General features: G+C 42.4%; 17 protein-coding genes. 12 read left to right on the top strand and 5 right to left on the bottom strand.

The window, feature by feature from the left end:
- Window positions 1–44 precede the first annotated feature (44 nt).
- Complete coding sequence (locus BMZ06_RS15135) at window positions 45–2426, top strand: penicillin acylase family protein (RefSeq protein WP_089753160.1); 2382 nt, start codon at window positions 45–47, stop codon at window positions 2424–2426.
- A gap of 110 nt (window positions 2427–2536) precedes the next feature.
- On the opposite strand, the gene BMZ06_RS15130 is transcribed toward BMZ06_RS15135, so the two are convergent.
- Window positions 2537–3205: a type 1 glutamine amidotransferase domain-containing protein gene (locus BMZ06_RS15130; RefSeq protein ID WP_089753158.1), complete on the bottom strand. Its 669-nt coding sequence runs from the start codon at window positions 3203–3205 to the stop codon at window positions 2537–2539.
- Between the two features lie 171 nt (window positions 3206–3376).
- Between BMZ06_RS15130 and BMZ06_RS15125 the strand changes: the two genes are divergently transcribed.
- The 4 genes from BMZ06_RS15125 to BMZ06_RS15110 all read left to right on the top strand — a co-directional run bounded on the left by BMZ06_RS15125 (window position 3377) and on the right by BMZ06_RS15110 (window position 7489).
- The gene (locus BMZ06_RS15125; RefSeq protein ID WP_089753156.1) at window positions 3377–3661 is read left to right on the top strand and encodes a putative quinol monooxygenase; all 285 of its coding nucleotides are present in this window, start codon (window positions 3377–3379) and stop codon (window positions 3659–3661) included.
- A gap of 102 nt (window positions 3662–3763) precedes the next feature.
- Window positions 3764–3931, top strand: a complete 168-nt coding sequence (locus BMZ06_RS15120; protein ID WP_014642969.1) for a YfhE family protein — start codon at window positions 3764–3766, stop codon at window positions 3929–3931.
- 494 nt (window positions 3932–4425) lie between these two features.
- Window positions 4426–5868 carry an NADP-dependent glyceraldehyde-3-phosphate dehydrogenase gene (locus tag BMZ06_RS15115; RefSeq protein ID WP_089753154.1) on the top strand — a complete coding sequence of 481 codons (1443 nt, stop codon included), beginning with the start codon at window positions 4426–4428 and terminating at the stop codon, window positions 5866–5868.
- 403 nt (window positions 5869–6271) lie between these two features.
- Window positions 6272–7489: a cation:proton antiporter gene (locus BMZ06_RS15110; protein WP_089753152.1), complete on the top strand. Its 1218-nt coding sequence runs from the start codon at window positions 6272–6274 to the stop codon at window positions 7487–7489.
- 355 nt (window positions 7490–7844) lie between these two features.
- Here the strand turns inward: BMZ06_RS15110 and BMZ06_RS15105 are convergent, their stop codons facing one another.
- The 3 genes from BMZ06_RS15105 to BMZ06_RS15095 all read right to left on the bottom strand — a co-directional run bounded on the left by BMZ06_RS15105 (window position 7845) and on the right by BMZ06_RS15095 (window position 10228).
- Complete coding sequence (locus BMZ06_RS15105; protein WP_089753150.1) at window positions 7845–8579, bottom strand: NAD-dependent protein deacylase; 735 nt, start codon at window positions 8577–8579, stop codon at window positions 7845–7847.
- A 31-nt stretch (window positions 8580–8610) separates the two neighbouring features.
- Entirely contained in the window at window positions 8611–9348 is a 738-nt protein-coding gene (gene nfsA / locus BMZ06_RS15100) for an oxygen-insensitive NADPH nitroreductase (protein WP_089753148.1), read from the bottom strand.
- Between the two features lie 625 nt (window positions 9349–9973).
- Window positions 9974–10228 (bottom strand): hypothetical protein, encoded by a 255-nt coding sequence (locus tag BMZ06_RS15095; protein WP_089753146.1) that lies wholly within the window; start codon window positions 10226–10228, stop codon window positions 9974–9976.
- A gap of 297 nt (window positions 10229–10525) precedes the next feature.
- Here BMZ06_RS15095 and BMZ06_RS15090 point away from each other — a divergent pair, with 297 nt between their 5' ends.
- The 7 genes from BMZ06_RS15090 (at window position 10526) to rsgA (ending at window position 18126) form a co-directional block, all read left to right on the top strand.
- A complete protein-coding gene (locus BMZ06_RS15090) occupies window positions 10526–11497 on the top strand; it encodes an ATP-binding cassette domain-containing protein (protein WP_245756029.1) in 972 nt (323 codons plus the stop codon).
- Window positions 11487–12266, top strand: a complete 780-nt coding sequence (locus tag BMZ06_RS15085; RefSeq protein ID WP_089753144.1) for an ABC transporter permease — start codon at window positions 11487–11489, stop codon at window positions 12264–12266. The genes BMZ06_RS15090 and BMZ06_RS15085 overlap by 11 nt, the downstream gene beginning before the upstream one ends.
- A gap of 1010 nt (window positions 12267–13276) precedes the next feature.
- On the top strand, window positions 13277–14257 hold the full coding sequence (locus tag BMZ06_RS15080) for a Gfo/Idh/MocA family protein (RefSeq protein ID WP_089753142.1): 981 nt from the start codon (window positions 13277–13279) through the stop codon (window positions 14255–14257).
- Between the two features lie 26 nt (window positions 14258–14283).
- Window positions 14284–15330, top strand: coding sequence for a Gfo/Idh/MocA family protein (locus BMZ06_RS15075; protein ID WP_089753140.1), 1047 nt, complete (start codon window positions 14284–14286; stop codon window positions 15328–15330).
- Between the two features lie 385 nt (window positions 15331–15715).
- Entirely contained in the window at window positions 15716–16639 is a 924-nt protein-coding gene (locus BMZ06_RS15070; protein ID WP_089753139.1) for a VanW family protein, read from the top strand.
- A 68-nt stretch (window positions 16640–16707) separates the two neighbouring features.
- Entirely contained in the window at window positions 16708–16878 is a 171-nt protein-coding gene (locus BMZ06_RS20790; protein ID WP_175477905.1) for a hypothetical protein, read from the top strand.
- A gap of 204 nt (window positions 16879–17082) precedes the next feature.
- Complete coding sequence (rsgA, locus tag BMZ06_RS15065) at window positions 17083–18126, top strand: ribosome small subunit-dependent GTPase A (protein ID WP_089753137.1); 1044 nt, start codon at window positions 17083–17085, stop codon at window positions 18124–18126.
- 35 nt (window positions 18127–18161) lie between these two features.
- On the opposite strand, the gene BMZ06_RS15060 is transcribed toward rsgA, so the two are convergent.
- Window positions 18162–19472, bottom strand: a complete 1311-nt coding sequence (locus BMZ06_RS15060; protein ID WP_089753135.1) for a glutamine synthetase family protein — start codon at window positions 19470–19472, stop codon at window positions 18162–18164.
- Window positions 19473–19493: the final 21 nt, after the last annotated feature.

Genomic DNA, 19493 nt, shown 5'->3' with positions numbered 1-19493 from the left:
TTTATTTATTCAATTGAGATATAATGGCAGGGGGGAGTGATTACATGGAGACGGCCAAACGTACATATATAGAACCAAATCCGAAAAAAAGATGGAAAAAAATCGTCTTTATCCTGGGGATGATTTTCATTGCAATCGTCATAGGTATAGTTATTTTTGTAAGCGTTTACACTAATCGCAGCTTACCTGAGGTAAATGGAGAAATTCAGTTGGAATCTCTGAGCAGTACAGTAGAAGTGGTTCGTGATGAGCAGGGAATACCTCATATCACAGCAGATTCCACTCGTGATTTATTTATAGCTCAAGGTTATGTCCAGGCTCAGGACCGGTTATTTCAAATGGAAATGGCCAGGAGACAGGCTTCAGGAACGTTAAGTGAAGTGGTCGGGGAAGCCACCATCGATCAGGATAAATACTTTAGAACGCTTGGGTTAAGAAGAGCAGCGGAAGCGTCACTCTCTGCTTATTCAGATGAAGCCGTCGAAAGCCTAGAGGCTTTTGCTGAAGGTGTAAATGCATATATGAAAGAAGCGGAAGAGGGGAACCGGCTGCCTCCTGAATTTACGTTAATGGGATTTTCTCCAGATCCGTGGAAACCGGTAGATTCGTTAACGATAGGAAAATACATGGCCTTTGATTTAGGCGGGCACTGGGAACGTCAGGCTTTTAATTATTATTTAACCAATGAGTTTTCAGAAGAACAGGCTATGGAATTGTTTCCTGCTTATCCCGCAGAAGCTCCGAAAATCCTGGAAGAAACTGAAAAAGTGGATGTAGCGGCAAGTTTTAAAAATATCGTCATTCCGCATGAGTTCAACGGCAGTAATAACTGGGTCTTGAGCGGAGATATGACCGAATCAGGGGCTCCCATACTTGCGGATGATCCTCACCTTGGTCTGGCTACTCCGTCGATTTGGTATCAAATGCAATTAAATGCACCCGATTATAATGTGTCCGGAGTAATTTTTGCAGGAATTCCAGGCATTATTTTAGGACATAACAACCAGATTGCCTGGGGGGTAACTAATGTCGGTCCTGATGTTCAGCAGCTATACTTAGAGAAAAGAAATCCCGAGAATCGCAGTCAATTTCTATTTGAAGACGAATGGGAGCAGGCAGATGTGATCAAAGAGCCGATTCGTGTAAAAGATCAGGAAACGCTTGACTATGAAGTTGTGGAAACGAGACATGGACCGGTAATTAGTGAGTTCGCCGAACAAAGCGGTGACGATGTCGTTTTATCTCTCAGATGGACGGCTCTGGACCCTACCACTGAACTGGAAGCCATACTGGAAATCAATCGAGCGAAAAACTGGAACGAGTTCGAAAAAGGACTGGAAAAATTCCTGGCGCCGGCTCAGAATTTCGTATTTGCTTCTGAGGATGGCACAATTGCTTATAAAGCAAATGGCAGGATACCTATTTACAACAATGCCGACGACGCTTTACTGCCTATGAGAGGCTGGGAAGAGGAAGATCTTTGGCAGGGATATATTCCGTTTGACGAGCTGCCTAAAACCGTAAATCCTGACAAAGGATTTATAGCTACCGCTAATAATAAGATTGCTGATGACAACTATCCATATCATATCAGTCATAACTGGGCTCAGCCTTATCGCTATAAGCGTATCGTCGAGATGCTTGAAGAAAAGAAACCATTAACCTCTGAGAAAGTTATGGATATGCAAATGGATGTGAGGAATTTACAGGCCCAGGAGTTTGTCCCTTATTTATTTGAGGTTACGAAAAAGGGAGCACTTTCTGAGTCCGAAACAGAAGCACTTAAACTCATGCAGGAATGGAACTATGAGGACCAGAAGGATCTTGCCCAGCCACTTATTTTTCATTCATGGATGGCAAATATTCAGAAAGAGTTATACAACGAGGCAATTCCGGAAGAAATGATTGATTTATTTCACGGAGCTGGCCAGACCACAGATGAAATACTGCGTAAAGTGCAAGAAGGTGGATCTTCGATTTGGATGGATAAAAACGGAGGTGTTTCCGGGGTGGTTACAGCTGCCTTTCAAAAGACAATCACAGAATTAACTGAGGAACACGGGGAAGCTCTAGAAGAGTGGACGTGGGGAGCAGGCCATGCTGTTGAATTTACTCATCCTTTGTCGAACATTCAAATGTTGGAGCGGTTCTTTAACCCTGGCGAACCTCTCCCGGTGAGCGGCAGCAGGGTCACGGTGAGAGCAGCTGGATATAATAGTAAAGGACTGGTTAATCACGGGGCTTCATGGCGGTTTGTGATGGACCTTGAGAATATGAAAGAAGCCTATCAGCTGGTAGGACCAGGACAATCGGGCCACTTTAGAAGTGAATGGTACCACGATCAACTGAAAGACTGGGTAGATGGAGAGTACCATCTTATTAAGACAGAGGGTTATGAAGGACGGGAGTTGTCTTTAACCCCTTAGCGACAGGCCAGTGGGGTGGTTCAAACGGTGGATCACCCGAATCAAAAGATCGTTGTACTCATAAAAAAGCTCTTCTCTTGGTGAAGAGAAGAGCTAAACATGGTTATTGCTTATTTTTCTTCTAGAGCTCCAACCATTAATTCAGCGGCACGTTCGCTGGACATTGGGTTTTGCCCGGTAATTAAATTACCATCTCGTACGGCGTGAGAAGTCCAGTCTTCTCCTTTAGAGAAATGAGCTCCAAGCTCACGGAGTTTTGTTTCAAGCATGAAAGGCATAAAAAGATCGAGCTCCATGCCAATTTCTTCCGAATCTGTAAACGCAGCGACAGCTTTACCCTGAACGATTGGGGTCTGATCTTTATAAGTGGCATTGACCAGTCCGCTTGGACCGTGGCATACCGAACCGATAATGTTGCCCTGTTCTGCGTGCTGCTGCAATACATATTGAAGGGTCTCATTATCAGGGAAATCGAACATTGTTCCATGTCCTCCCGGTAGAAAGATTCCTTCAAATCCCTCTGCGTCTTCCTTAGAGAGTTTAGCGGTATCTTTAAGTTCTTCTTGAGCCTGTTGCCATTCCGTGACTTCTTCTTCAGGGATGCTGTTTGGATCAAGGGGAACTTCTCCGCCCTGAATACTGGTTACTTTCACCTCATAGCCTTGGTCCTTGAAGGCATTGTAAGGAACGGCGTATTCTTCCAGCCATAGACCAGTTTCGTAATCATCGGTAATTTTTCTATGATTGGTTACTACCATTAATACTTGCTTCTTGCTCATGATGGTCAGCCTCCTATTCTGCATTGTGTTGATTATTTTGTACTACGCATATTGTTATATCACCCCCACAGAAAAAAACGAAATAGTTTGCTCACGTAATCTAAGTTCAAATAGGTGTGAGAGGAAGAAGACTCGTGATAAAGTTAGTGAACATGGAAGGAGGAGATTTATTTGGGAAAAATAGCGATCACCGCCTTATTTAAACCAAAGGACGGTCATAAAGACGCGCTGCTTGATGAACTTGAAAAGGTGAAAGAGGCCTCCAGGAAAGAAGAAGGGTGTATTCAATATGACCTTCATCAATCCGTCGAATCAAATACTATTTTCCTATACGAGGTATGGAAAGACAGCGTTGCTGTCCAGAACCATATTCAGACAGTCCATTACAAAACCTATCGGGAAAACACAGAGGATCTTTTAGATTCAAGAGAAGTGAACAAATGGAATTTTATTTAGACTGCCTGACCGCAGCAAAATTATAAAACGTATGTTTATTCTTTTTTGAAGCAGGGTAACCTTTAAATGTAACCCAGTTTCTAGAGAAAGGATGAGTACAAAATGGCACGTAATTCACAGTATCAACCAATCGGTGGAAGTGGGTTTAAACTTTCAGATGCTCAGGAAGTAGCCTATGCAAAAGAATTTAAACAGGCAGACATTGCTGGAGGTTATCGTAAACCTCGAGTAGAGCAGGCTAAACAAGAAAACCCTAAATTAAAACAATAAAATTATAAAAAAATTATTGGTTTAAAAAAGCCCAGGTGTTCAAAGGGAGAGATCCCTACAGCCTGGGCTTTTCTACGCTCTTTTCCACCCCGCTTATTGAAAACGCTTCCTTGGTCAATCCCTTGAAAATCAGAAGTCTGAACACTTGATAAAAAAAGTCAGAACTCTTATAGTAATAAAAACAGCGCGTACATTATCGCTCTAAAGCATAAACTTGAAAAAGTTTACATTAGGAAAAGCAAATGTACTTGTTTGAAATTTTTAAAAGAGTGGTTATGTAGTTGGAATCGATCCCATATGGATGCTGAAATTTCAGAATATTAGGATAAAAGAAATGGTTGCCAGGTAACTTGAATTCCTGCTACATGCAAAAAGCAAGAACACGAGAACAATATTCACTCCATAGAAAAACCTGGAGTAATAATATGGACTACTCAAACGGTTAATCCATCGGAGGATGGGTTCGTTTGAGATTTATTGGGAGGAGTACAATCATGACAACTAAAACAGAACTAAGCTTAAAAACATTAATTCATGGGGAATGGAATGTAAGCGAATCTGGAAAAAGCGTTGAGATTTCGTCCCCTCACAATGGAGAAACGATTGGGCAGGTGCCGTCGCTTTCTCAAGAAGAGCTTGATGCGTCCATCAAAAAAACCGCAGACGCTCAATCCGCCTGGGCGGAGAAGTCGATTCAGGAACGCGGAGAAATCCTGAAAAAATGGGCAGAAATTCTTGAAGAGCGTAAGGAAGAAATTGGCGAATCCATCATGCTCGAAGTGGCTAAGAAACGTAGCTCAGCTGTTTCGGAAGTGTCGCGTACCGCTGAATACATCCGCTATACCGTAGAAGAGGCCTTCCGATTAGACGGCAGTGTAAAACGCGGGGATGGTTTTAAGGGAGGCAACCCTAATAAGATTGGTCTTGCAGAGAAAACGCCTCGAGGTACGATTCTGGCAATTGGCCCTTTCAACTATCCTGTTAACCTTTCCGCGTCTAAAATTGCTCCGGCCTTAATGCAGGGAAATAGTGTCATCTTTAAGCCTGCTACTCAGGGAGCCATCAGCGGAATTAAATTAATCGAGGCGCTGATTGATGCTGGACTGCCAAGTGATTTAGTTACAGTAGCCACTGGAAGAGGTTCTGTTATTGGGGATTTCCTTGTCCAGCATCCAGAAGTCGACATGATTACCTTTACAGGCGGTACAGCTACCGGCCGTCACATTGCCGACCTGTCTTCCATGATACCATTAGTACTTGAACTAGGCGGTAAAGACCCTGCCATCGTTCTTGAAGATGCAGATCTGGACAAAGCCGCGAAGGAAATCGTAGCAGGAGCCTACAGCTATTCTGGCCAGCGCTGCACAGCGATCAAACGTGTCCTTGTGCAGAACGAAAAAGCAGATGAGCTGGTCCAAAAGATTACCGATCAAGTAGAAGGTATTTCCGTAGGTATGCCGGAAGATGATGCCACTGTTACACCTCTAATTAATGATAAAAGCGCTGATTATGTACAAAGCCTCATCGATGACGCTAAAGAAAAAGGCGCCACCGTCGTTACAGGGGACAAGCGTGAGGGGAATCTGCTGTATCCGACCCTTCTCGATCACGTAACCCCTGATATGAAGATCGCATGGGAAGAACCATTTGGTCCTGTGCTGCCGATTATCCGCGTCTCTGACAGTGAAGAAGCTATTCGCCTGGCAAACGAATCCGACTATGGACTGCAGGCTAGTGTCTTCTCTACAGACATGGATAAAGCAATTGGGATTGCTCAGAAACTTGAGGTAGGAACCGTTCAGCTCAATGCTAAAACAGAACGTGGCCCAGACCATTTCCCATTCTTAGGTGTTAAGGGCTCCGGTCTTGGCGTGCAGGGTATTCGTGAAAGCCTTGAATCCGTTGTACGTGATAAAGTAACTGTTATTAATATGTAAGTTGATTTGTAAAGTGCCGAGAATGTCTCGGCACTTTTTTTTATTAGGAGACGGACATCTCCCTAAGAAAAATTTACTGATAAACGATAATAATAATGTAGATAAAATGTTTAGACTATAAGGATAGAGGAAACGTATAGATGAACTCACCGAATTCCTTAAACTCTGGGAATTGAAAGCACCATTCTCCTGTGAAAACCATAAGCTTAGTTTCGTGGCTTTTAGATCCACTTACCGTTATTTATTACACCCCGCTTGTAGGAGGAGGATTCTCCCAATTAACTATAATACCCCTTAAGAGAAATTTATGGCTGGAATTGCGAGTGCGGTTCAAAGGGGTTCATAGTAAATAAAGGAAAAATGTGACACAATATTATAGAGAAATATATCAGGGAGGGCCACTATGCACGAATTCCATGACGCTTTTATTCAAATATTAATTTTACTTGCTATTTCTGTCACTGTAATCGGAATCGCAAAGTTACTGAAGGAACCTTATTCTATTGCCCTTGTCCTGGTCGGGCTGGTCTTAGGTTTAACGGAGTTTCCGATCATTGAAGAAGCCGAATTTTACATAACTCAATCGGATGTTTTCCAGGCGACGGTCATTTCTTTATTTTTACCTATATTATTAGGTGACGCCACATTGAAGCTGCCGTTCCATCATCTGTATCAGCAAAAGAAACCGGTGATCGGACTTGCCTTTATTGGCACGTTTATTTCCTGGCTGGTGATTGGTGGAGGGGCTTACTTTCTGCTTGATCTGCCTCTAGCTGTGGCTTTTACCTTTGCTGCATTAATGAGTGCGACCGACCCAATTAGTGTATTATCGATTTTTAAGTCATTAGGTGTTCCTGAGAAGTTATCCACTGTGATGGAAGGCGAATCGTTGTTTAATGACGGGATAGCGGTCGTGTTATTTAAGATTGCAAGTATTTACCTGCTCACCTATATCGAAATGGGGTGGGCCGGTTTAGGAAGCGGTGTGCTGCTGTTTCTGCAATTTGCGTTAGGCGGAGCATTAATCGGTTTAATTATTGGTTATATATTCTCCCAAATCATTCGCATATTCGATGATTACCCACTTGAAATTGCCTTCAGCGCTCTGTTGTTTTTCGGAAGTTATTTCATTGCCGAGCATTTTCACACATCCGGAGTTATTGCGGTAGTAGTGGCTGGATTTATGTTCGGAGATTATGGTGCAAAAATCGGCATGTCCAAGGAGACCAAAACAAATATCAACACCTTCTGGGACGTGATCACGCTGCTTGCCAACTCACTGATTTTCTTAATGGTGGGCATTGAAATCCGAAATATTGATTTTACAGGGCAGTGGATGCTGATTATTTCAGCGATTCTCATTGTGCTCGCAGGAAGAACGATTGCCTTGTATATTAGTACAGGATGGATTAAAGATCTTAAGGCCAAAGAAAGAATCCTGCTAAATTGGGGAGGGTTGCGTGGAAGCTTGTCCATTGCCCTGGCCCTGAGTCTGCCGCAGGATTTTGATGGAAGAGAAGAAGTACTTTTATTTACATTCTCGGTGGTCTTGTTTTCCTTAATCGTTCAGGGGTTGACCCTGAAGCCGTTGATTCAAAGATTAGGTATTACAAAAGCATAGCTTCAACAAAGCTCATCAGTCGTCCAAGGACTGGTGAGCTTTTTAATAAAAGACTCTGTTAAAGTTTTTTGGTGACTCCTCATCTAATGCATATTACGCAATAGGACCGGATACTGTAAGACTCAGTTTCGAGATATTGGTTTGTAGTTAAGGTCCTGCGGGTGATGGAACAAGACGAGTTATTCCCCACCAGCCCTCTTCCACATAGAGTAATGGATCCAATTTATCTCGAAACTGAATCTTAAAGTAATGGAAGCTTTACCTTAAAAGCTTCCTACCTATGATGGCGTGCTGTCTAAGTTGAAATGAAAAAGGCCAGCACCATGAAGATAGGTGCTGGCCTTCATTTAAAAAATTATAAAGAGGAGAGATAATCTCTTAGTTTTTCAACAGATGCCGATAAATCGTCATGTACTACATAATCAAATAACCGGTCCTTAACAGTTGGCTCCCTATTAATTAAGGCTGCTTCCATTCCAACTTCCTGCTTCGCATAATGAGGCAGAAGATTGAAAGGGGTGACCATGAGAGACGTTCCCATCACAAGAAGGAAGTCTGCCGTCTGGATAGCCTGTTCTGCCTCGTCATGAGCTGTAATCATATCTCCGAATAATAAAACATCCGGTTTCAGGACAGCGCCGCAGTTCTGACAGCTGGGTGTTTCCATACGCATCACATAATCAAGAGAGTATGATTCTCCGCATTCCGGACAGCTTGCCTGGTTCAAGGTCCCGTGATATTCGATAACATGGCTGCTCTCGGCCGCGAGGTGCAGGCCATCGACGTTTTGGGTAATGACCGTTACCTTCTGCTTATCTGATTCGAGTTCCTTAATAAACTGGTGGACGGGATTTGGTGCATAGTCCTTAAGCAATTTCATTTGAAAAATTGTTTTGTATTTGTTCCAGAAATCTACTGGATCGTGATAGAAATAATCGCTCGACATATAATACTCTCGGCTTTCATCCTCCGACCACAGTCCTTCACTGGAACGGAAGTCAGGGATGCCGCTTGCTGTAGACACCCCGGCCCCCGTAAGAATTACGATAGAATCTGCTTTTTTAAGCTTGGAAGCCAGGTCTTTCAACATGTTGATCACGCTCCATTTTACTATATAACTATTATCGTTTATTGAAACCTTTCTTCTGTACAAGATCGGTGACGTCCATCCTCATAGGTGTTGTAAAGCGACGGAGCATTTGGTCCGTCCAGGAATCAATGCGGTTATTGCTGGATCTGGATTGATAATATTCCTTAATATGCGCATCAAATGATTCAACAGCCTGAGTTGATTCTTTATATTCATTTTCAAAATATATACCCTTTTGCGGCAGGCGTGGTTTACGTTCTGGCTGGTGATCCGGTACGCCCGTCACCATACCAAAAAGGGGAATGACATGCTTCGGCAGGGAAAGTAGTTCATCCACCTGGCTTAAATTATTACGAATACTGCCAATATAGCAGATTCCAAGATCCATCGATTCTGCAGCGATGGCTGCATTTTGAGCAGCTAATGCAGCGTCTACAGAAGACACTAGAAAATGCTCACTGTTTTCAAGATTGGCAAGCATTTGTTCATATTCCTCATCAGAAGCCATCATGACGGGCCTGTGCAGATCTGCGCAGTAAATAAAAAGGTGTCCATTATTTTTAACATATTTCTGCCCCGTAATTTCAGCAAGCTTTTCTTTTTTTTCCGGGTCTGTTACTCCGATAATGCTGTAAGCCATCATATAACTGGAAGTTGAGGCTTGCTGGGCAGCTGAAAGCATCGTATCTAATTGTTCGTCTGTTAATGGAATGTCTTTAAATTTCCGGATCGAACGATGGTTTAATATCGTTTCAATAGTCTGGTTCATATTTATGCCTCCTGAAAGTAATTGTAAGTTGGGTTTGCATAAATATAAGGTAACAGATTCTATCAGGTTTGAATAATGATTGAATTGTTGTTTAAACGATGCTAATGATTCATCTTTTAATAAAGTTCTATTAAACTTTGTTGTTGGTTCTTTATAAAAAAACTTATTACGCTATTGGGCCGGCTACTTGAAGACTCAGTTTCGAGATGTTGGTTTACCGTGAAGGTCCTGCGGGGGATGACTCGCTTTCCGTGGCCCTGCAGAAGGCAACGTCGATCGCCCCTAGGTCGTATAGGGACATAGGAAAGTGTTCAAATGTGGAATCACCCCGAAAGACATGACCAGCATAAGCCGAGCATCAAAAGGATGGCGGTTTTTCAATCCGTTGATGAGCGGCTTATGTCTCGAGTGTCTGGGTGATGGAACAAGACGAGTTATTTCCCCACCAACCCTTATCCATCTAACGTAAAGGACCCATTTATATCGAAACTGAGTCTTCAAGTATTGGGAGCTTATCTTTAAAATCAACTTGGTGATTTTTCAGAGGCTTAAATAATAATGCGCATTTATTAAAAACCTGTCCGGAAAACAAAAAAAGATGATGTATCTTTAAGATACTCATCTTTTATTCTTTGGCAGGCTGCGTTCTTCTAAGGTTAACCATACCCATATAAAATTGTGTAATACCAAGACCGAGTACAATAGGTCCGACTGCTGCAGGCATTAATGGACTTATAATGGTTTGCATCATCCCGGTTGCAATCATCAGACTGAACTTCTGATGTTTAAATCCATAGTAAGATCCAATAAGCGTCAGCAGCAGAATGATTGTTAAGCTTGGAAGGATCCAAGAATAAGTCTGGAGCATTTCTGAATTCATGTTATCACCTCCTGTAAATCGTTAGATAATTTCTAATTTTACTAATCGTAACACCCTCTAAATATTGGATCAACAGGGAATAATGTCTAGTATTGGTGGATCCTAGTTTTTTAAAATGAAGTGATTAATTCCCTGATCCATTAACCTTCAAACGTACTAGTTCTCTATCCTATGAGAAAAATCATTCAATGTGTGATCGTGGATAACAATTAGATGAAATTCCAGGTGAAATTCGTTATCTTTAAGATAAGCATTTTTTTGACACTAGTGCCGAAAATTTTAGTGGGAGTGATAGTCGTGAATGGGAAGATTGAAGTCGAACATTTATCTAAGACCTTCAAGAAAGGGAATGTCCAGGCGGTGAAAGATGTTTCTTTTACTGTGGAAGACGGAGAATTTTTCGCATTTCTGGGCCCGAACGGAGCTGGCAAATCAACAACGGTACAAATTTTGACCACTTTAATTAACGCAACAGGCGGTAAGGCAACAGTAGCCGGGCACGATGTGATTCGAGAGCCGGAGAAAGTTCGAAGATATATAGGTGTAGCTCTCCAGGAAACAGGAGTTGACCCAGATCTTACCGGTCGAGAACTGATTGAACTTCAAGCGAGCATCTTTGGTTTTTCAAAGGTTGATGCTAAGACAAGAGCGGAAGAGCTGCTGAACATTGTACAGCTTACGGATTCGGCAGAACGCAGAATCGGCAACTACTCGGGAGGAATGAGAAGAAGACTTGATTTAGCTCTTACGCTCGTGAACGAGCCTAAGATTTTATTTTTAGATGAGCCCACCACAGGTCTCGATCCATCCAATCGAATGGCCATTTGGAAAGAGCTGCGCCGTTTAAACGAAGAGAATGGAACTACGATTTTTCTGACGACACAATATTTAGAGGAAGCGGATTCCCTTGCCCATCGAATCAGTATTATTAATGATGGTGAGATTGTAGCCACTGGAACTCCAAGAGAGCTTAAAGCTCAGATAGGCAATGATCTAATCGCTTTAACTTTTTCAACAAAGGAAGAGGAAGAAAAAGCAGAAAGAATCCTGAAGGAGCATATGAATTCAGGCGACGTGATCTTGCAAAACCGTAAGTTGACCGTTTATGTGGAAGATGGCACGAAGCAATTATTAGAACTCGTCAGGCTGTTAGACCAAGAGAATATTGAAGTGGCTACTGTTAATTTATCTTCACCTACCCTAGATGACATATTCTTGAAGATTACAAGTGAACAGGTTGAAAAGGAGGGGGAAGTTCATGGGGAATAGCGTATGGAAAGATACATGGCTGATCACCCTCCGAAGTGTTAAGACGACGCTTAGAAACCCTTTTTCATTTATTCCAAACTTAATGATCTCCGCTTTCTTTCTATTAGTATATGAAGGAGGATTAAGCGGCATATCCCAGTTACCCATGTTTGAGGGAGCTAACTATCTTGCCTTTATCCTTCCCGTTTCCATTGTTTCCGCTGCAATTGGAGGAGCCGGGGGAGCCGGGCAGGGAATCGTGAAAGACATTGAGAACGGATTTTTCTCTAGACTTTTGCTTACCCCTGCTTCGAGACTTGCTATTGTCCTCGGTCCTATTATTGCGGGAATGCTTCAGTTATTTATCCAAACCTTATTGATCATCGGGATTGCATTTCTGCTGGGATTGGAAGTCGAAACGGGCTTTGGAGGTATTCTGTTTGTATTGTTAATCGCAATTGGTTGGGGGCTTGCATTCGCGGGCTATTCTGCAGGAGTTGCACTTCGTACGAAGAATGCACAGGCCGCTCAGGCAGGGACGTTTATCTTTTTCCCGCTTATTTTCTTAAGCACGACCTTTGTCCCTTACGAATTAATTGAAGCACAGTGGCTGAAAGTAGCTGCGACCATCAACCCTACCACATATATCTTTGAAAGTATGCGGACGGTCTTAATTGATGGGTGGATTTTCTGGGATTTGATGCAGGGCGTTATTGCCATCGTGATCGCCTGCACCATTACGATTACCTTCGCGGCGATATCAGCTAAGAAAGCTGTGTCACGTGGTTAAATAAAGGATAGTGGATTTAATCTCCCGGGTTATCCTAATTTGATACTTATATGGAATTTTGACAAGAAAGAGCATACTCTTTTAGCGAGGCTTGCTCTTTACTTGTTCCTTCTGGTCATTGTATGGATAGAACGCATTTTTTACATATTTGCGGGATTTATGAAAAGTCTTTAGTTGATTTTTATTAGAAAAGCTCTGTTAAAGTTTATCGTTGATTTTTCATAAGAGACTTATTACGCAATAGGGCCGAATAGTTGAAGACTCAGTTTCGAGATATTGTGTGGAGAAAGGGGCTCCAGGGAACTGCTCGCTTTCCGCGGCCCTGCACGACGCAGGGTCGTTCGACGTTGCCACAGGACGTGGCGATCTTAGTCGAACATCCCATGTGGTGAGCTTCCTCAGGCTTCGCCTTCCGGGATCTCACCGATCATGTTCATCCCGCAGGAGTCTTCGCCGTTCCCTTCCGCCCCTTTGCGATCATGGAGAGCTCGAAATTCTCTGCATCAACGCCTTCGAATGAACCAGTCTCATCTATGATCCAAACTGGTTTTTACGTGTGTTTACGTGTAGGAACCCTGTACTATAAGCATTTGAGGCAGATGCAGCATGGTTCCTTTTTGCTATAGCAGGGTCCGTTCGCAGCATTATAGTTGGGTTGGTGGGGAAATGGCGAGACTTCCATGGGAGAAGGGACTAGGTGAGATCCCGCAGGGATTGAAACGAGCGAGGAAGCTCACCTTTCCCCCATAGGAAAGCGAGTTATTTCCCCACCAGCCCTTATCCATCTAACGTAACGGACCCAATTTATCTCGAAACTGAGCCTTCAACAAACGGGAGCTTTACCTTAAAATCAACACTGACGTTTAATAAAGCCATTAGAAAAAATAAATTGTGTATAAACTCTCTCATATTGATTATTGGAGAGTTTATTGAATATCCTAAAAAATTGTTTGATAAAGAGTATTTGGGTGAAAAAGATATACTATATTCTCGAGAAGAGGAGACTAATAATGGAAAAAATAAAATGGGGAATTATCGGATGCGGGGATGTTACTGAAGTAAAAAGCGGACCTGCGTTTGATTTAGCAGAAAACAGTTCATTGGAAGCGGTGATGAGGCGGAACGGAGATTTAGCGAAAGACTACGCTGAACGGCATGGGGTTCCGAAGTGGTATGATCAAGCTGACGATTTAATCAACGACCCTGATGTGGATGCGGTTTATATCGCTACGCCTCCAGCCTCTCATAAAGAGTACACCCTGAAGGCAGCTGCAGCCGGCAAGCCAGTCTATGTTGAAAAACCAATGGCTTTAAATGTAGAGGAATGCAAGGAAATGGTAGAAGCTTGTAATCAACAGCAAGTCCCTTTGTATGTAGCCTTTTACAGAAGATCACTCCCTCGATTTTTAAAAGTAAAAGAACTTCTCGACCATAATGAAATTGGGGACATTCGTTTTGTTTCCATCCAGCAGACCCAAAAACTAGTGGAAAGAGATGAGAACAATAACCTACCCTGGAGGGTTCTGCCTGAAGTAAGCGGTGGAGGGCTGTTTTATGATGTAGCCTCTCATACATTGGATTTGGTTGATTATTTACTCGGTCCTATTAAAGAGGCAAAAGGGATCGCGTCCAACCAGGCTAAAGCTTATCCGGCGGAGGATATTGTAAGTGGCACTTTCTTTTTTGAGAGCGGCGTAATCGGAAATGGTGTCTGGAATTTTTCATCTTACAAAAATGAAGATGTAAATCGAATCGTCGGCTCCAAAGGAGAGATTATTTTTTCTTCCTTTGATGAAAAACCGGTTACACTTATTAAAGAATCAGGTACTAAACAGTTTATTATTGAACGGCCCAAACATATTCAACAGCATCTCATTCAGGAAATTGTAGATGAACTTACAGGTAAAGGGAGCTCCCCAAGTACAGGTGAGACCGCTTTACGTACTAATCGGGTGATGGATGAACTGGTAAAAGGTTACTATCAGGAATAAACAAGCTTGCTAATAGGAGGAATTAAATGCCACAACCCATTCGAATTGGAATTATTGGAGCGGGGGGAATTGCCAGAAGTGCTCATATTCCGAGTTACCAGAGCTATGGTCAGGACGTTCAAGTTATAGCTGTGTCTAACCATAATAAAGATAAGGCCGTAGAATGTGCAGAAGAGTTTTCGATCCCTTATGCATATGAAAATGAACAACAGATGCTTGAAGAACAGAATCTTGATGCTGTCAGTATTTGTACCCCGAATAAATTCCATGCCTCTCAAGCGATTGCAGCTCTGCAGGCCGGATGCCATGTACTTTGTGAAAAACCGCCAGCAATGACAGTGGAGGAAGCAGAGAAAATGATGTTAGAAGCAGAAAGAGCTGGAAAAATTTTAACCTATGGTTTTCATTTTCGTTTTCAACCTGAGGTGGAAACGTTAAAAAAATACATTGATGGTCATGAATTAGGTGAGATTTATGCAGCTCAAACACACTATAACCGCAGAAGGGGAATCCCGGGCTGGGGCGTGTTCACGAATAAAGAGCTTCAGGGCGGAGGAACACTTATCGACAATGGTGTTCATATGCTTGATACAGCCTTATATCTAATGGGATATCCAAAGCCTAAAACTGTCTTAGGGGCTACTTATCAAAAGATTGGTCAGCGTCAGGGTGTAGGTTTAATGGGTGAATGGGATTATGAAAACTTTTCGGTAGAAGATATGGCAAGGGGAATGATTACGTTTGAAAACGGTTCTTCTCTTATGTTTGAATCTACTTTTGCCGCAAACCAAGAAGAGCTGAGCAGCAAAAAAGTATCCGTTATAGGAGACGAAGGCGGAGCGGATCTTTTTCCATTAAAAATATTTCAGGAAAAATACGACACCCTGGTGGATACAACCCCTGCTTATGTAGAAAAACGAGATGCAAACGAATACCTCATTCATGATTTTGTAGAATGTATGATTCATGATAAACAGCCATTAAGTACTCCATCAGAAGGTGTGCGGATTCAGCAAATTATCCAGGCTCTTTATGAGTCAGCCAAAACGGGAGAGGCTGTAAATATAAACTGAATTTAATGAAGGTTACGTTCAACTTTTTAGTTTATTTTTAAGATTTATTCTTTCACAAACGGGCCGGATGGTGGATGACTCGTTTTTCGAGATTGGGTGGAGAAAGGGGCTCCAGGGAACGACTCGCTTTCCGTGGCCCTGCACGACGCAGGGTCGTTCGACGTTGCCACAGGACGTGGCGATCTTAATCGAACATACCTAAACTATAATTTAAAAGCATTAATTGGAAAAGAATTATACTTATAAGAGTATGGTTCTTTTTTTTAGTTGTAAAAATGAGGGCACTTCAAATAAACAGAATAAGCGATTGAATTTTACATCTAGCAAAAGAATTTCTACATGAAATCCTATCCTCTACTCAAACTAGAGGTGGGAGGTTTCATTTATGAAATTAGCGAACATGTTTATTTTCTTATTGCTTATTTCCCCCTTTAGTCAAAATGAGGAACTGGTAATTACGCATCAAGGGGAAGATATACTTACCATACATCCGGCAGACATTCTAATGGATGCTACACTTCAGCCTTTTATAGACCATGCAAAAGTGTACGAAATTATGGTTCGGGTAGAGAAGCTCGTTAAAGAAGAACCAGTGAACGCTAAAATAGGGGAGTCTGGAGAAATCGTAGCTGAAAAAACAGGTTATCAACTCGATAAACAAGCTTTTTCTAAGAACATGTATCATTCCTTGTACAGTCAGAATGGACATGAAATTGAAGTCCCAATGAACACCGTTCACCCGAAAGTAGACAGTGAGGTCCTTGCCAGCCTTCGTGCTCAAAAAATCGGTCATTATGATACGTATTTCAATTCCAATAACAAAGAAAGAACCCACAATATTCGACTGGCTGCTGAGAGTATCGACAGTACTGTAGTCTTTCCGGGGGAAACATTTTCTTTTAATGAAGTGGTTGGAAAGCGAACGAAGGAAAAGGGATACTTACCTGCCCCTGTTATTGTAAGAGGTGAAGTTTCGGAAGGGATTGGGGGAGGGATCTGTCAGGTTTCTTCAACGATTTTTAATGCCGTAGACAATGCAGGGGTGCAGATAGAACAGCGTTATTCCCATAGTAAACGGGTGCCTTATGTACCTGAAGGCCGGGATGCAACGGTCAGCTGGTACGGCCCGGACTTCACCTTTAAAAACATATATAATCAGCCATTACTGCTCCGCGCAAACGTGTATGGAGGGCAGATGAGCGTTTCGGTTTATTCTTCAGATGTAATTAATTTCGAATCGAGAGAGATCCCTGGTGCTTCAAAGAAACTGCCAGAGGAAACCGAATTAAAACAAAGGAAAGTGGAATAGATCTCATTCCATTGCAAAAAAAATGCCGTTAAGTATGGTGAAAATTTTCCGGATAAGGATGTGAAAATATGAATTGGCAAATAGCAGAACTAACGGAACAACAAAAAAGAAGCATCATGGAGCTTGAGAGTGAGTTAGGCTATGTACTGATCGCCTATGATAATGGGAAACATGGTTTTTCCACTTCAAATGATAAAGTGGAATACTACTCCATACTGCATGGGACAGTAGAAGATTAAAGTACGGCACTTTTAAAGTGATTCTGCTTTTACAAAAAAAGTTATCAGTAACAATTGCTTTTTCTGCTATACTATAAAGTAATTACACGTTAGGAGTTGATGTTTTATGGCAAACACAATGAAGAATTTTAATTATGTATCCATCACATTATACAGTGGAGGACCCATCAACTTCTGACGTCCTCCGCGCTCAGGAGGAATTTAATGAAACGGAACGAAAGAAAAGATTTTCATGAGCATTTTAGTAAGCAGATGAACGAACAGGAACAAGCTGGACGTGTGGTTCGATCCACTCATGGTATCTACAGCATCACAACAGAATCCAAAGTCTATACGGGTAAGTTATCCGGACGTTTTCATAATGAAATAACGGAGAATAGAAACTATCCTGCGGTAGGAGACTGGGTTATCTTTCAACCTTATGACAATGATTCTAAGGCTTTACTTCATCGAGTTCTGCAGAGAAGAACGCTTCTATCGAGGAAAAAAGCAGGCGCGGGAAACGAAGAGCAGATTATTGCTGCTAATATTGATGCTGTATTTATCGTTACGGCTCTGACAAAAGAATTTAACGTCAGGAGACTTGAGCGATACGTCCAGCAGGTATATGAGAGTGGTGCACGACCGGTAATTGTTTGCACAAAACGTGATCTGTGCGACACGGTCTCTGAAAAGCTGTGGCAGGTAGAACGTGTTGCTCCCGGGGTTCCGGTGTATGCGGTGGACAGCTTGGCTGGAGAAGGAATAGATTCGCTGCTTAAAGAAGTTAACGAAGGAGAGACCATATCCTTAATAGGTTCTTCTGGAGTAGGCAAATCCACCTTAATTAATCGACTGCTTCATAAAGAGGTGCAGGCAACGGAAAATGTTCGTGAGAGCGATGAACGCGGACGTCATACAACTACGCACAGGGAGTTGTTTGAACTGCCGGAAGGGGCCTTTATTATTGATACCCCCGGTATGCGAGAGTTACAGCTTTGGGGTGATCAGGAAACAACAGCGGGTACCTTTTCCGACATTGAAAACTGGAGCCAGCAATGTAAATTCAGGGATTGCCAGCATGAGCAAGAACCTGGATGTGCGGTTCAGCAAGCTATTGTAGAGGGAGAGCTTGAGATCGAGCGGCTGAACAGCTTTAATAAATTGAATCGTGAATTACACCGTTTAGAGTTGAAAGATCAATACGGCACTCATCGAACGAATCGGATGCTTCATGGTCCTAATAAAGGAAAGATTTACCCTTCATAAAAAATACCCCCATCTTAAGATGGGGGTATTACTTTTTATTTGTTCATATACTTGTCGACTTCCCACTGGCTGACTTGAAGAGAATAGTCAGTCCATTCTTCTTCTTTATCATCGATATAAGCCTGCGCTGTGTGCTCGCCTAGAGCATCCAGAAGAACTTCATCCTTCTTAAGAGCTTCAATTGCCTCTTTTAAGTTTGTAGGAAGGGTTGGTACACTGTCGTCATCAACTTCGTACAAGTTACGGCTTTCTGCTTCTCCTGCATCCAGTTCATTGCGGATACCTTCAAGTCCAGCTTGAATAAGAACAGCCAGCGTCAAGTAAGGGTTCGCTGTTGGGTCTGGATTACGCACTTCAAAACGAGTTCCTTTCCCACGCGTAGTCGGTACGCGCATCATACAGCTTCGGTTGGAGTGAGACCAAGCTACGCTTACGGGAGCTTCGTAGCCAGGAACTAGACGCTTATACGAGTTAACGTTAGGATTGGTGATGGCAGCAATTCCACTTGCGTGATGAAGAATTCCAGCAATGAACTGTTTCATGGTCTTAGAAACGCCATCTTCAGCATCTTCATCGAAGAACGCACTATCGCCGTCTTGGAATAAGGAAAGGTGGCAGTGCATACCGGAACCATTCTCGCCAGTGATCGGCTTAGGCATGAATGTTGCGTGATAGTCATGGTTCGTTGCAATATCTTTTACCACGTTTTTGAATGTCTGGATATTATCAGCCGTTTTCAGCATATTGTCAAAACGGAAGTTAATTTCGTGCTGACCCATGGCAACTTCGTGGTGAGAAGCTTCCATTTCAAAACCATATTTTTTAAGTGTGCGTACGATATCACGACGCACTTTATCACCTTTATCTTTAGGAGAAGAGTCGAAATAACCAGCGCGGTCGTTGAACTTTCTAACTGGATATCCGTCTTCATTAAGTTTAAATAGGAAGAACTCAGGTTCTGGACCTACGTTAACGGTATAGCCCATGTCTTCAGCTTTTTGCATAGCGCGTTTCAAAATGTAACGAGGGTCTCCTTCGAAAGGTGTACCATCCGGCTTATAGATATCGCAAATAAAGCGAGCGCTTTGGTCTTCGTCTACCAGGGAAGGCAGAACTAAGAACGTATCTAAGTCTGGCACAAGGTACATATCACTTTCTTGGATGTCAGAGAAACCTGAAATGGAAGAACTGTCAAACATAGCTTCTTCATTTAATACCATATCTAGTTCATCGATAGGGAGTTCTACGTTTTTAGTTTCCCCAAGCATATCTGTAAATTCTAGTACGATGAATTCTACTTTGTGTGCTTGTACTTCCTGCTTAATCGTTTCTTTCGTGTAAGTCATACATTACCCTCTCTTTAATTT

This window comes from Halobacillus alkaliphilus (assembly GCF_900113125.1).
Classification (GTDB): Bacteria; Bacillota; Bacilli; order Bacillales; family Halobacillaceae; genus Halobacillus; species Halobacillus alkaliphilus.
Note: the sequence above shows the minus strand (reverse complement) of the source record. Positions and strands in the feature narration are given on the sequence as shown.

What these genes read in the sequence shown, in the direction of transcription:
- BMZ06_RS15135 (WP_089753160.1), top strand. Translation starts at nt 45, where the DNA reads ATGGAGACGGCCAAACGTACATATATAGAACCAAATCCGAAAAAAAGA.
- BMZ06_RS15130 (WP_089753158.1), bottom strand. Translation starts at nt 3,205, where the DNA reads ATGAGCAAGAAGCAAGTATTAATGGTAGTAACCAATCATAGAAAAATT.
- BMZ06_RS15120 (WP_014642969.1), top strand. Translation starts at nt 3,764, where the DNA reads ATGGCACGTAATTCACAGTATCAACCAATCGGTGGAAGTGGGTTTAAA.
- BMZ06_RS15115 (WP_089753154.1), top strand. Translation starts at nt 4,426, where the DNA reads ATGACAACTAAAACAGAACTAAGCTTAAAAACATTAATTCATGGGGAA.
- BMZ06_RS15110 (WP_089753152.1), top strand. Translation starts at nt 6,272, where the DNA reads ATGCACGAATTCCATGACGCTTTTATTCAAATATTAATTTTACTTGCT.
- BMZ06_RS15105 (WP_089753150.1), bottom strand. Translation starts at nt 8,579, where the DNA reads ATGTTGAAAGACCTGGCTTCCAAGCTTAAAAAAGCAGATTCTATCGTA.
- nfsA (WP_089753148.1), bottom strand. Translation starts at nt 9,348, where the DNA reads ATGAACCAGACTATTGAAACGATATTAAACCATCGTTCGATCCGGAAA.
- BMZ06_RS15095 (WP_089753146.1), bottom strand. Translation starts at nt 10,228, where the DNA reads ATGAATTCAGAAATGCTCCAGACTTATTCTTGGATCCTTCCAAGCTTA.
- BMZ06_RS15085 (WP_089753144.1), top strand. Translation starts at nt 11,487, where the DNA reads ATGGGGAATAGCGTATGGAAAGATACATGGCTGATCACCCTCCGAAGT.
- BMZ06_RS15080 (WP_089753142.1), top strand. Translation starts at nt 13,277, where the DNA reads ATGGAAAAAATAAAATGGGGAATTATCGGATGCGGGGATGTTACTGAA.
- BMZ06_RS15075 (WP_089753140.1), top strand. Translation starts at nt 14,284, where the DNA reads ATGCCACAACCCATTCGAATTGGAATTATTGGAGCGGGGGGAATTGCC.
- BMZ06_RS15070 (WP_089753139.1), top strand. Translation starts at nt 15,716, where the DNA reads ATGAAATTAGCGAACATGTTTATTTTCTTATTGCTTATTTCCCCCTTT.
- BMZ06_RS20790 (WP_175477905.1), top strand. Translation starts at nt 16,708, where the DNA reads ATGAATTGGCAAATAGCAGAACTAACGGAACAACAAAAAAGAAGCATC.
- rsgA (WP_089753137.1), top strand. Translation starts at nt 17,083, where the DNA reads ATGAAACGGAACGAAAGAAAAGATTTTCATGAGCATTTTAGTAAGCAG.
- BMZ06_RS15060 (WP_089753135.1), bottom strand. Translation starts at nt 19,472, where the DNA reads ATGACTTACACGAAAGAAACGATTAAGCAGGAAGTACAAGCACACAAA.